Consider the following 13942-nt stretch of genomic DNA (forward strand, 5'->3'; position numbering starts at 1 on the left):
TATTTGGTTCATAAGGACATTTTTTATGTATGAAGATTTACGTATTCCCTATCAGGCGGGAACCTTGCCTTCGTTGCAACTAGGCGGTATTGAAGTTGAAAATCAACTCATTACTGATGCCCCAGTAAATCTGGTTTTAAAATCGTTTAATCGGCATGGTTTGATTGCAGGAGCTACGGGTAGTGGGAAAACCAAAACCATTCAGGTCTTGAGTGAACAACTCTCTTTGGCAGGCGTCCCAAGTCTGGTTATGGATATTAAAGGGGATATTTCTGGTCTGGCCATGCCAGGAGATGCATCAGAGACCATGATCTCACGAAGTAAATCATTACATCTGGATTATATTCCTCGTGGTTTTCCAGTTGAATTTTTGACCTTGAATGAGTCTCATCCTGGAGTACCACTACGTTCGACTGTTTCTGATTTTGGTCCTGTATTGTTTGCCCGTATGCTTGATGTTAATGAGACTCAGGAGGGGGTGGTAACTGTTTTGTTTGAATACGCCAAACAGGAACAACTGCCTTTGATCGAGTTGGCAGATCTGAAAAGCTTATTACAGTTCGTGCAGACCGATGCCGGAAAAAAACAAATTGAAGCGCGATTTGGCGGGGTCGCCGCGTCCTCCGTTGGCACGATTATGCGTAAAATTATTGAGCTGGAGACTCAAGGTGGAGATATGTTTTTTGGTGAACCCGCATTTGATGTTTTGGATTTGGTTCGAACGAATGCTCAAGGTTTAGGAGTCATTTCAATTTTACGGCTCTTGGACATGCAGGATAAGCCTAAATTATTTTCTACCTTCATGTTGAAATTATTATCCGATGTCTACCGAAAAATGCCAGAATTGGGTGATCCGGACAAGCCCAAGCTTATCTTATTTATTGATGAAGCCCATCTGATTTTTAGTAATGCCAGCAAAGCCTTGCTCAGTTTGCTGGATACTATGGTGAAATTAATTCGCTCTAAGGGCGTGGGGTTAATATTTTGTACTCAAACACCTAATGATATTCCAGAAAGCGTCTTAAGCCAGTTAGGCTTAAAAATCCAGCATGCTTTACGAGCTTTTACTGCAAAAGATCGAAAAGCGATGAAATTGGTCGCTCAAAATTTCCCACCATCCGAGCACTATGATACCGAGCAGTTATTAACCGCTTTGCGAATAGGTGAGGCTTTAGTCAGCAGTTTGGATGGTAAGGGCCAGCCAACCCCGTTAATCCAGTGCATGATAAGAGCGCCTGAATCCAGGATGGGGATTTTAAGTGATCAGGAGTTACATCAGGTTGTAGCTGCTTCAACTTTATACCCGCGTTATAGTCAACGCCTGGAACGAAATTCAGCTAAAGAAATTTTGGCTGCTCAAAACAGTACAGCAGAGCAACAGCAAAACTCAAAGACTGAGATGAATAAAGAAACAAATGAACCCTCAGTAATTACTGTTGTTACGAAAAACACTTTATTTCGGCAAATAGTACGTCAGCTTGTGCGCGATATGACTCGCGCACTGATGTCGGCTCTGGGGATTAAAAAACGTTAATTGGATCTTAGTCCAGATTAATCGAGTATGAATAACTTCCAAAACTGTCGTAGCTAAGACCTAAATAGCGTATTCCCTTGCAGGATGCGCTAACAGTTGGGGTGTACATAAATGGGCCGTCTTTAATGTCCAATACACACCAGTTTTCATTATCATATGCTACTGTCACATGGGCATAACCAGAGCGACAATCAAAACCGTCTCTAATAATAAAGCTACGTGGGCCTACGCGTTCCAAAATAACATCTGATTCACTATAGCCACTAACTACGTAAATACCGGGATGTGCTGTATCGCTCAAATGAAAATAATCTTTGTATCCACAAAAACCCTCATTTGCATAGGCATTAAACATAACCATGCTGCTTGCTGCTGCTAATATCCATTTTTTCATATGAAATTACCTTATTGTTATTGGAGTTGATGCCGATTATAAGGAAGTGATGGATATAAAACAATCATGTTGATTTTATTATCTCTGTTTGTGCTTAAAAATACATGAGGGGATTATGTAACTAATGAGAATTTATTACAGATGCCTGTTTATTATAGATACTTACTTTTTGGTATATTTAACCTAAGTTCAATTGTTGAACTTAGGTTAATAATGTCTGGAATATGATTTTTTCTTTCTTGGACAATAATAAATTCGGTTGTCTTAAACAGGGTGGTATAACATGAAAGTTACACCAAATCAGGCAGTACCTCCTTGACCTCTGTGTCAATAACCGATTCAGTTACATGATGATACGCATTGTTTGTTACCATCAGCGATTGAGCTGGAATTCCTGCCCATTGGGTGTTTTCTGGCAAACGCTCTCCCTTCATAACCAGAGATAAGCTTCCCAATGTTGAGTTTTCTTCCATCAAGGTATTATAAAGTACGATTGATCCAACTCCTATATTACAACCAGAGTTAATAGTCACATTGGACACTTTGAATATTCTGTCTTCATAAAGATGGGTCTGAATAATAGTATCCGTGTTAATGCAGACATCATCGCCGATAGTAATTAAATCAAATTCAGAAAACTCGGCACTGTCTGTGAAAATCCGCTTACCTGCCTTGGTTCCTAAACAGCGGTGCACAATCAATGCGAAGGGTGTCCCCAAAATTTTGTTATTAAAGTGGGGGTTGATAAAATAGTTATAAGAATATTCAATTATATCGTTTTTCCAGATGAATACATCCCATATGGGCTTGGTTAATGATTTCAGTTTACCTAACATCGCCCATTTCAATCCAACCAAAACACCAATTAATCCTACTGTAATGAATAACTCAGCAAATGGTAATACTAAAGCGGCCATTTCCCATGAGTGTTTATTGATCATATAATCCAAAACATAAAGCATGTTAAATAAAACTATAAAGGAAAAAGTAGTTGGAATGATGATCCTGATAAATTCAATGACTAATCTGATTAAATACAATTTCCTTGGCGGACTATAAGTTTGTTGTTCAGAATATCCTGCGAAAGTTTCCCTTTTGGGTAAAAATACCGCTGGAGAACCAAGCCAGGCAGTATTTGCCTCTGATGATTGGTTGCTTTCTGGAGGCAAAGAGAGGCAGCCTAATAATCCACCATCACCTATAGTTTTTCCTCCAGGCAACAAACTGACGTTACCAACAAACCCCTTTTTGCCTATATAAGATGGAGAGAAGGTAATATAGCCTTGGTGAACTGTGGGCCAGGCAAGAGCCACAGAACTTGCAGTAAATCCACCGTCTTCTATCGTCACTAAATCAGGAATAATATGCGGTGTCTCGCCCATTTCCACCCCTTTTCCAAGTTTGGCTCCCAGAAGGCGCAAAAACATGGGGAAATAAAGAGTATCTGCCATGACAAATATCTCGTCCTCATCCAGCATCTTCACCATAATCCAATGTCTCAGATAGTACATGCTCTTCAAGGAATAACTGCCGGGCTTAATTTTATTCAAGAGTATTTTTTTACAGAGAATAATGCACAAATAGTGCAAAAATAAAAAGAGTATGGTGCCCATGGGAACAGCAAAAAACATTGTGATAAAATAATGTCCTTCATCATAAAAATAGGTCATCAAAGAGATGCCGGGTATGATGCACATATAGTAAGCGACCATTACCAAAACTAAACCTAGATAGTGTAGAAGACCAAACACAGTGGAATCCAATAGGCTGTACTCCTCCACTTTGGCTTTTCTTTTTGTAATGTGATCTTTAGGTAAACTCGCAGGCAGAGCCGGTGAACCTGAGTAATAAGCGCCTTGAGGGATCAAGCTGTTATCCGGAAGCATGGACATATCTTCCAAAACAGCATTATCTTCAATCACTGTATTTAATCCAAGCACCGCTCTGGAACCAATGTAACAGTTATCTTCGATCTTGATAGTGCCAATTTTTAACCACCCGTCTTCGACGATATATCCATTTAATTTGCTGTCACTCCCTAAGGATGAATTCTCACCAATTTCGAATAAATCGGGTGTTAAAATCTGCATGGTTCCAATGTAGCTGTTCTTGCCAATTTTTGCTCCCAGAACCTTATAATAAAGATTGATTAATGGAGAGCCAATTAAATACTTATTTAAATGAGTATTCTTTTGAAGTCGTTGAACCAACCACCATCGATAGTAAAACCAGCCCCATAGGGGGTATATTCCTGGTTTTACACGTCCTAGCAAGAGCCATTTCATAGTCACTGTAATCGCTATCGATATAAGTGGCATGGATAAAAATAGCCCTAAAAATGCAATTTGTGCTTCTCGGGAAATGAATGAATACTCCGAGGTTATCCAGGTGTAAGCCAAAATAATCGCTAATAACTGCCAAGCGCCTACCGCATATTGAAAAATACATCCGAAAAACTGACCTACTCCACAAAGATAATACTTCCATGCAGGTGCTCTGTATTTTTCTCTAGGCGGACTATTTTCTTGAATTTGCTCGTCTTTATTAGAATTACCAAAAATCAGAGCCAATTGTTTAATGGTTGGATGTTTATACAGATCCAAAATGGAGATGTTTTTTAATTCGGGTATTTTTCGTAAATTAGATATGGTTTTTGCGGCAAGCAATGAGTGACCACCTAAATCATAGAAAAAATCTGCTGTTACAGAAAGAGAATTACACCCCAGGGCTTGTTCCCAAACAAAAGCTATTTTGCTTTCCAGCTCTGAGCCCGGTGCTTCATATACGGTGCTCGTTTTTTTGGGGGTTGGTTTGGGGAGTTCCTTTCTGTTCACTTTACCACTAGACAATAAAGGAAATGCTTCTAAAATCTCAATAAAAGCGGGAATCATATAATCTGGTAGTCTGCTTCGCAAAAAGGACTGGAATGCATCAAGGTTAAAGAGCTCTTTATTCTCTAACAACAAATAAGCTACCAAAGCAGGCTGGTCCAGTTTTTGCAAAGAAACAACCGCTTGACTGATGCCATGATAATCTAGAATAACCGTTTCAATTTCGTTTAATTCGATACGAAATCCTCTTAGCTTCACTTGATCATCAATTCTTCCAGCAAATTGTAAATCTCCATTCGCCGTTTTTTTCGCCAAATCGCCGGTTCTGTATAAACGTTGATTGGGATTATTGGGATTGAAAACAAATTTTTCTGCAGTAGTTTCCGGTCTATTAACATATCCACGAGCCAATGCGGCGCCTCCGATACATAATTCACCTTCTTCACCATCTTTAACTTCTTGTAAATGTTCATCAACAAGCAATACTTCATATCCTGGTAATGGTTGTCCAATCGTCACTTCGCTCTCTGGATGACATTCAAAATAGGTGGCGATAACTGTTGCCTCAGTTGGGCCATAGGTATTCATAATTCTCAAACCAGGTCTACTCCAACGTTTGACCAAACTGGCCGAGCACATTTCTCCGCCCAAAATTAATAATCGTAAATCAGGTAGTTGCCCTTCAAGAGTGGATAGCAGGGTGGGAACTGTTGAAAATACACTAACCTGGAGTTGTCGTAAAAAGGAAATTAAACCGACTCCAGAACGTACTTCTTTTTCAGTACAGGCAACTAAGGTAGCACCATTAGCAAAAGCCATCCACAACTCTTCCAATGAGGCATCAAACGCCAGGGAAAATCCTTGATAGACTCTGTCTTTATCCGTCATATCGTACAGCTTGCTTGCAACTGAAACATAATGACAAATACTGCTATGTGGTATTTCTACACCTTTAGGTTTACCTGTAGATCCGGAAGTATAAATGATATAACAGAGGTTATTTTCATCAGTTTCGTGTTCATCAATTGTTAGACGAGTGCTTGGTTGCTGTGACAGCTGATGGCCGATTTGATCCAATATCAGTACAGTTGGCCAGTTTAATGTCTTTTGGTTGAATTGATTCGATGAAGTCAGTACTGCATCAAATGGAAGATCTGAAAAAATATAATTGATGCGCTCTTCTGGATAATCAATTTCAATAGGCACATAAGCCGCTCCTGATTTTAATACTGCTAAAATGGCTATATAACATTCTATTGATCGTTCTAAAAGTATACCAACAATACTTCCATTTTTTATTTGGTTTTGAGCTAAATAATGAGCAAGTTGATTGGTTCGTTCTTCTAATTCTTGATAAGAAATTAAGGCATCATCACAAATTAAAGCGATGTTGCTTGGATAAATTTCGACTGATTTCTCAAAATAATGATGAAGCTGCCTACATTTTTCCATTTTTAAGTCCTTTTATTGGTATATTTCTACACTTCAGCTGTGTAAATAAATCAAGTAATTGATTTATAGTAAAAGATCTAAATAATAGGTGGCAATAGACAAATAAGCAATCGAGATTATTTAATAAAGAGTCCTGCCTTTAAGTGATTAATAAATGGGAATAGTTAACAATTTAGGGGCTATTGAGCATTTCTCCTTTACTTTAGGGGAGGGCTGGACAATTAACACGGAACTTTTTATTGAAACCTTTGAGCATGATGTAATAACAAATGAATAAACAGTAAAATCATTATTAATCATAAATTTGGCTTGGATATGGTGAATAAATAAATTATTCTTGCTGTTCATGTTCATAAAGCCAGAAGTATTAATTTAATGAATAAAATGAGTATGAATCGCCTGTTACATTTTAAAAACCGGATGTTGTTTGTATTCGTTTTATTGATAAACGCAAGCAATGCTTCAGCTACTAATTTAACCCCCGAGCAAATTGATGCGTTGATAGAAGAAACACGCTCTTTAAGAAATGAGGTTGTGCAATTAAGGCGACAACTTTATGAACATACAAATACTCATAAAAAGACACAAACCCATAAAGGTACAATTAAGGCAAGACAGACATTAGATACTGTTTTAAAAAAATCATCAAATAACAAAAAGACTTCTACGAAGCAACAAGCAAAAACCCGTACTTTAAATGCACCAAACCATCAAGGTACTACCAAGAATATAATTCTCTCAAAATCGGATAGTTCTTCAAACCCGAATGCGAATAAGTCTAATTCGTCAGGGCACACTGATAATGCAGTGAAACAAAACCATAATGTATTAACCCTTGGAGGAATACCCGTCGTTATTTCACCCTATTTAGGCTCACCCTCAGCTTATGATGGTTCTGATTTGCTCACCAACATATCGCAACAAAATGGAGATTTGCTCGCCCTACAATATCGACAAGAGATTGAAAATGCTTTTTCGGACGCCAAGGCTAAGGCATCTGAATATTATCTCGTTTTAAGTGGTTCTTTAGGTGCTCAAATTTATAATACCAGGCCTTATATAGGTCCGCCTACAAATGATATTGATCTGACCACTGCAAACATCACCGCATTAGCCGGTATGGGTTCATGGGTGACTGGTTTTTTTAGTTTTGATTACGATAATCAGCCGCCAGATGGATTGACTCCCCCTCAAATTGGTCCCAGAGCAGCAAATTCAAGAGTATATCTGGAACAAGGGTATTTAAGTATTGGTAATCTGAATAAATCCGATTGGTATGGATCGATTGGACAAATGTACCTCCCTTTTGGTCAATATAATGGCTTTATGATTAACAGCCCATTAACTTCCTCACTTTTTTCAACTATTGAGCGTCCTATATTGCTCGGTTATACCCATAGTACCGACAAAGCAGAACTTGATTTAGATGCTTATGGCTACCAAGGGGAAACGGTGACCTCTGTAATAGGTAACAACACAATTAATGAGTGGGGTTTAAGTGCCCAATACACGCTCACTGAAAGTAATTGGAATGGGGGTATAGGAATTGGTTATATTTCCAATATTGCAGATGCAGAGGGAATGCAATTAAACAGTCAAGACTCTCAATTTTGTACGGTTTTTGGCGGATTTGCTTATCCTTGCGGTAAAGGCAACATATTAAAACATAAGGTTCCTGGATTCGATCTTAATGCCAGTTATTCAATAAATGCATACAGTTTTGTTGCTGAATATCTAACGGCAACAACAGCTTTTGCGGTAGAAGATTTGTCCTATAATCGTCATGGAGCAAAACCACAGGCTTTCGATATTGAAGCAGCATATTCATTTACACTATTCAACAAACCGAGCAGTATTGCTATAGGTTATACCTTAACTAGAGAATCCTTGGCTTTCTTATTACCTGCTCGGGAATACTCTTTTTCCTTGAATACTTCATTATGGCGCAATACAACTGAGAGTTTAGGCTTTCAGCATGATGTAAATTATGGTATCGATGATTTTGCAACGGGACAATTACTCCCTGTTTTTTATACAGCAAGTCGAGCCAACTTAGGTAAAACCAGTGATACGGTATTATTTGCAATTAATGCGAGCTTTTAATGATTTCTTAGAATTAGTGTCATGTTGGTCTTGTGACGTGTTTCGGGTTGGTTTAGGTGAATTATCATATCTTGTAGAGAGCATAAATTTTGTCGTTTGAGCTTGATTTCTTTATGTAAAGCTCGTTTTTGATGTACAGTGAGCTATAGTGTAGGAGTGACTTGCAGATTCCAGGATATTTTAATCGTGCTGAAGGAGTTTTTTCGATGGTAAATCAGAAGGTATTGCTATTATTTTGTACTTTAGGATTTCTTGTTTCGTGCACCCCTTTGACAGGAGTAACACCAAGCGCGGCTTCAGGATCTACCCAAGCAACCGACAACCAATTATCGTCCAATAGTTCTATTAGATTAAAGACGGGAAAAAAATTTACTAAATATCGTGCGGCACAAAGAAGAGCTGTACACAGAGCACATGGCCAGCATTAATTTGACCAGGTATTTTTTTGAGGCTTATTTATATTGGCTTTCACTGGTAGAAATTTAATATTGAAAGCTGATAAGCTACAATCGTCTTGGTCTAATCCATTGTAATGAAACGGCACTATGCTTAATGATCCCTTGGTTTTAAAAAATCTCATTGGCCAGACCATTCATCTTGAATTATTGGATAATATTCATTATGAATCTTTGCGTATGGCGGCAAATGATGAACGAATTTGGACCTATATGCCTATGAAGGCTCATAATGAGTATTTTGATGATTGGTTTCATGAGAGTTTAACCAAACACAAAAAGGGACTTCAGATTACCTATGCTATTCGATGTATCAGTGATGGTCAGGTTGTTGGTTGTCGTTCTTATTATGATATAGACATACAGCACAGGCGTTTGGAAGTTGGCTACGGTTGGTTTACTCCCAATGTTTGGGGGAGGAAAATCAGTCTTGAGTGTATGTGGTTATTATTTCGTCAGGCAATTGAAGATTGGCACTTTAATCGTATTCAAATCGCTACAGATCCCAATAATGAGCGCTCCTACAACAATCTGAAAAAATTGGGCGCCAGAGAAGAGGGAGTGCTTCGTGAGCACATGATTCATCATAATGGAGCCGTTACTGATACGGTTATTTTTAGTATTTTATCCAGCGAGTGGCCAGATATAAAAGAGGGAATTTTAAGGCGACTCGAACAGCAGTAATGGTTCTGCTCCGTAGAGCACTTTATGATGTCAGCAGTATGAACGACTATCAACCGAGGTTCCTTTAAATCAACAAACTGCCGTTGCAGGTAGATCTTAATTAAGGGTAAAAGTTAATCTGAGGAACAAATGGAGAAATAGAGTTTATTGTCAATTAGATGCTTAACATCATTCACTCTCTTTTTTTATAAAATGACAGAGGCCGTTTATTGTTGCGAAATCATCAAGGCTGTAAGCACGAGATTGAGCGTTTTCGGCAAGATACATTGTTTTTAATGAGCTTCCTGCTCCCAACTCCAGGAAGATGTCGACTCCATATTCTGGCACTAACTTGATGACTTTGTTCCAATGCAGTGTTTGCGATAGTTCTTTAGCGAGTATCGAAATCATTTCTTCTGATGAAGAAATAATTTCGTTTGTTAATGAATTCAGTATGGGAATGTGCATCACGTTATGTTGATAAAGTTTCATGAAATTAAAAAAAGCGTCTGTTGCTTTAATCAGTAAGGGCGTATGTGAAGGTAAATTCACTGCCAATCGTTTGGTTGTGCGAACTCCTAGCGATTTTGCTTCATTAACTAGTAATTCCAAATGAGTTGCAGGACCACCAAATATATAATGATCGTCTGTATTAATGATGGCAATGGGGCAGTTAAACTGTGTAGAGAGACGCTGAGCAATATTCAGGTCTATGTTTCCTTTCAATGCAGCCAACCCACAGGGTTCTCCTGCTGCAACTTCAATTGTCGCTTGTTGCATCAGTTCTGCTCTTTTATAAGCAAGAGAGCATAATTCTTTAATACTTAATTTGGCGCTGGCAGTAAATGCAGATAATTCCCCCAGGCTATATCCGCAAAGAAGTTGAGGACTTAAACCCGTTTTCTGGATGAGCGCCTGGTACGAACCAACGCTCAGGAGAGTTAAAAAAAGTTGAGAATATATTGTGTCATGGCAATACTGCTCGACAATTTTATTATCCAGAAGTTCCAGTCCAATCTGTTGCGATGCATCATTTAACCATTGTCTGCCAAAATCATCTTCTGATAGAATTTTAAACATATTGGCATTCTGTAAACCTTGCCCTGAGAAAGCGATTATTAATGACATAAAAGAGGCTCACAAAACAGTTGGCTAATAAATAATAAGACACTGATCAAATCAGCAACACCACCCGGGCTGATTCCTTCCCTGGAAAAAAGTGCATGTGTTTTTAATGCTTCTTGCAGACGTCTATTAATGCACTCAATATCTAACAACTCCTGTGCTTTCATTTTTGCAAAATTCAGACCATCCATACCCTTTCTGAAGAGCACATTGGTATCATCAATTTTAGTTAAAAGTACCAGATAAGCAAATAAACAACAGTGATCCAGGGATTGGGTCCTGGTAAAAAGAGCAGTAAAAGAGGAGCATAATTCGAATAGGAGCTCATAACCATTGATGGCCATTTGTCTTGCATCTACAATAGAATATTTGCTTCGAACTAATGCGCCATTACTGTTATGGTTGCGGTGTTCTTGTAAATTGTTTCTCCAGTCTTTGATGAGTTGATCATAAAGATCCGTTTGGTTAAATGCCGTCTTTTCTTTACTTATTCGGGCTGCTGAAACACATAAAATACCAAGAGCAAAAATTGCACCGCGATGGGTATTAATTCCATTTGTTGCTTTCATCATTAGGCTTTCTGCATTAAGTGCCGTCTGCCGTAATTCAGCAAATGTTCTATTTTCAAGTCCTTGCCGAGTAATAAAATAAAAATAATGGCGTAAGGTAAACAGGCTGCGATAAAAGGTTTCACCATTCATATCAAGATGAGCGCCAGAATCAATAAAACTAACCAGACCTGGCTTGGGATAGGCTTTAATTTCAAAATACAGGGAACGAACCGCTATTTTAGCCATTCGGTGCGCAATTTTATGGTTAGAGTCTGGATAAACTGGGATACTGTTCATAAAGTTCATGTCGTGTGATCAATCCGATGTCTTTAGAATTTTTAAACAAAAATTGATTTGCAGAAGAATTCATTAGTTCATTGAAGGCAATATCACCTATATCATGAAATCGTACTTCTCCATCGATATGAACTCCGAAAATCTGTGCAAAATGGGTTATTTTTCGATTCAGTTCTGGTAGAGAAAAGTTGTCGTAATCAATGAGCAAGTCCAAATCTGAATGTTTATTGACAAAAGGTTGGTTTGAAAGATATTCGAACAGATAGGAGCCGTATACAGAGGTGGATTGAAGATCTGATTGGTCCAGTTGGGAATATCTGTTTTTTGAGGGTTGCTCCAACTTTTTGTACCAATAATCGCTCATCTCAGAGAGGGTTGGCAAATTATGAATTGTAATGAGATCATTTTTGTTCAAGGTAATACTGGCACGATACTTTTTATTTCCAAGAAGCAGTGACAAACCTGCATGAACTTCTAACTCATCATTTATTAATTGTCTTGTATAGATACAAGGTAACCCTTTATTAAGCCATGAAGCTACTGAACCTATAATTTCTTGATTGTTCTCATGGCTCGAATTAATTTTAAATGAAGCGTTAGGAGTAACATAGATAAGTTGATGCCGTTGATTCATAATGGCATATTCTCTACTGTATTAATGACAGTATATGCCAACGTTCTTCCTCCACGCTCCTTTCCTAATTGTGCGCGTACATCATTCTTGTTGTCTTGTTTAATTAATTGCTCCAGTGTTCCAGGTATCTGAGATAATTCAACGATTTGATGCAATCCACCAAGCTTATAGAAATTGTTAACCCCAGGAGCAAATATGGGTAAGGATTTGCTTAACTCCTCCAGTGTGCCTAATTCGATTTTAGTAACTTTAGCAATTCCTTCAAGCCACATTACGGCTAACTCCGCATCTGGCAATGCTAAAATTGTGTCAGCCATTAAACCATAAGCGATAAATCCTCCTCCAACTGCTTGATTATAAACTAATGAAATGAGTTGATTTCCTTGTTGGCGAAGACACGCCAGTCCAGTGAGTAAATGACCAAAATATTGATGCATTCCCAGCCATTCATCGCGCATGGTTAATTGTTGCCCAGCCACATCAACCAATAATAAAAGAGGATCTTTTGATTTTTGTTCAATGAGGTCAATAATTTTTTCTGCCATAATTAATGCTTGTTCTGCGCCCAAATAAGTAGACTCTTTTACGCCCAGAACCTGGAACTGTTGTTTGCCAATTTGACCTTTACCGAAAATAACGGAGCTTTTTTCGTTAAGCTGATAATGAGTCCCGAATATTCCATCCATCACTTCATTTAAACGAATCATGGCATCTCCTTTTTAATGTGTCTGGCTGCCTCTAAAAAGCTTTTTTCATCCATGTTAAAAAGAGTAGGTGCAAGTTGAGGGAAATTCATTGTTAAATATTCACCTTCCTCCTGACACGATTTTGTGTGTTCCAAACGGTTTTTTAACAGTGCATGTTGTTTTTTTAGCTCGTCTAATGTCAGAAGAGCTTTATGCTGCATGACTGCTTTGATGGTTTTCTTGATTGATTCAACGGATGAGTCTACATAGGATTGGGCTATGTGTTGTAGGTATCTGGTTTTTCCCCCATAAACTCTCCAGACTAATGCCCTGTCTTCTGCATCAAACGCTTCAATACCCTTTACAGCCTGAATGACCTCAGCTCCAGATACTCCTATGCGAGCAATTTCATTGACAATAATGTAGTCCAAACAGGCAGATATGATACCCATTCCGCCAAAGGCGCCATTTTTTCCACAAACAACCCCCAGGGTCATTATTCCTTTATTCCTTGCTTCAAAGATTGCTCTAATCGCTTCTGAAATAGCGATTTCCCCGCCATTTGCTTCGTGCAGTCGAACACCGCCACTGTCAATTAATAAAATGACGGTTTTAATGTCCCGTTTGATTGCTGCTTTGAATAGTCCAGTTAATTTTGCACCATGTACCTCACCAACAGCGCCACCCATAAAGTCTTTTTGTTGAGCCGCTATTAGAACGGTTTGCGAGTCCAGTTTTGCCTGCCCAATTACGATGCCATCGTCTGCTTCAACGGGTAAGCCCAAGGTCGGCAAATGGGGACTACAGAACTTCTCATTATTGAGCCATTCGGTAAAGGATCCGGCATCGGTAAGCGCCGTAATTCGTTCGCGTGCATTCAGTTCTAAATAATTACAGGCCTCTCTTTTATATCCGTAAAACTCCTCAAGTGCCTGTCTTAGTCTTAATGAAACTACAGGGGGTGTTGCTCCATTATCATTGATTGTAAATTTGAGTCCCACCGGTTGATATTCCTTAACAAAATCATCGATGACCATAGACCAAATCTGTTTGTAATTCTCAACCGCAGTATCAATATGAAATTGTGTTCGCTGGTGATTATTTTCTTCAATAATCACTTCAAGATTACCTGAACCTACAACGCCACAGACGACTCGTTTACCTTGTGCCTTCTGACCTTTTAATTCAAAATTAAATTCAAGGGATTCCATATTTAT

11 protein-coding genes are annotated in these 13942 nt (G+C 38.5%); 4 read left to right on the top strand and 7 right to left on the bottom strand.

The genetic code is table 11. The features are described 5' to 3' along the window. Positions 1–25 precede the first annotated feature (25 nt). Positions 26–1534 carry a helicase HerA-like domain-containing protein gene (locus tag IZU94_RS13010; protein ID WP_203111165.1) on the top strand — a complete coding sequence of 503 codons (1509 nt, stop codon included), beginning with the start codon at positions 26–28 and terminating at the stop codon, positions 1532–1534. Positions 1535–1541: 7 nt separating this feature from the next. Here the strand turns inward: IZU94_RS13010 and IZU94_RS13015 are convergent, their stop codons facing one another. Continuing rightward, positions 1542–1928, bottom strand: a complete 387-nt coding sequence (locus IZU94_RS13015) for a hypothetical protein (protein ID WP_203111166.1) — start codon at positions 1926–1928, stop codon at positions 1542–1544. Positions 1929–2218: 290 nt separating this feature from the next. Continuing rightward, complete coding sequence (locus IZU94_RS13020) at positions 2219–6211, bottom strand: Pls/PosA family non-ribosomal peptide synthetase (protein WP_203111169.1); 3993 nt, start codon at positions 6209–6211, stop codon at positions 2219–2221. 375 nt (positions 6212–6586) lie between these two features. On the opposite strand from IZU94_RS13020, the gene IZU94_RS13025 reads away from it, so the two are divergent. From IZU94_RS13025 to IZU94_RS13035, 3 genes are all read left to right on the top strand, one after another. Beyond that, positions 6587–8314, top strand: a complete 1728-nt coding sequence (locus IZU94_RS13025) for an LbtU family siderophore porin (RefSeq protein ID WP_203111172.1) — start codon at positions 6587–6589, stop codon at positions 8312–8314. 206 nt (positions 8315–8520) lie between these two features. Then, the gene (locus IZU94_RS13030) at positions 8521–8742 is read left to right on the top strand and encodes a hypothetical protein (RefSeq protein WP_203111175.1); all 222 of its coding nucleotides are present in this window, start codon (positions 8521–8523) and stop codon (positions 8740–8742) included. 117 nt (positions 8743–8859) lie between these two features. Beyond that, positions 8860–9453, top strand: a complete 594-nt coding sequence (locus IZU94_RS13035; protein ID WP_203111178.1) for a GNAT family N-acetyltransferase — start codon at positions 8860–8862, stop codon at positions 9451–9453. Positions 9454–9621: 168 nt separating this feature from the next. Here the strand turns inward: IZU94_RS13035 and IZU94_RS13040 are convergent, their stop codons facing one another. The 5 genes from IZU94_RS13040 to IZU94_RS13060 are packed head-to-tail and all read right to left on the bottom strand — an operon-like array spanning position 9622 to position 13936. After that, positions 9622–10560, bottom strand: a complete 939-nt coding sequence (locus tag IZU94_RS13040) for an acyltransferase domain-containing protein (protein ID WP_238400371.1) — start codon at positions 10558–10560, stop codon at positions 9622–9624. Further along, positions 10551–11354, bottom strand: a complete 804-nt coding sequence (locus tag IZU94_RS13045) for a triphosphoribosyl-dephospho-CoA synthase (RefSeq protein ID WP_203111184.1) — start codon at positions 11352–11354, stop codon at positions 10551–10553. Before IZU94_RS13045 ends, IZU94_RS13040 begins: the two co-directional genes overlap by 10 nt. Positions 11355–11373: 19 nt before the next feature. Further along, entirely contained in the window at positions 11374–12039 is a 666-nt protein-coding gene (mdcG, locus tag IZU94_RS13050; RefSeq protein ID WP_203111187.1) for a malonate decarboxylase holo-[acyl-carrier-protein] synthase, read from the bottom strand. Further along, positions 12036–12746, bottom strand: coding sequence for a biotin-independent malonate decarboxylase subunit gamma (locus tag IZU94_RS13055; RefSeq protein ID WP_203111191.1), 711 nt, complete (start codon positions 12744–12746; stop codon positions 12036–12038). The genes mdcG and IZU94_RS13055 overlap by 4 nt, the downstream gene beginning before the upstream one ends. After that, the gene (locus tag IZU94_RS13060) at positions 12743–13936 is read right to left on the bottom strand and encodes a biotin-independent malonate decarboxylase subunit beta (RefSeq protein ID WP_203111194.1); all 1194 of its coding nucleotides are present in this window, start codon (positions 13934–13936) and stop codon (positions 12743–12745) included. Before IZU94_RS13060 ends, IZU94_RS13055 begins: the two co-directional genes overlap by 4 nt. Between the last annotated feature and the right edge of the window lie 6 nt (positions 13937–13942).

It is taken from the genome of Legionella bononiensis, assembly GCF_016786215.1.
GTDB lineage: Bacteria > Pseudomonadota > Gammaproteobacteria > Legionellales > Legionellaceae > Legionella > Legionella bononiensis.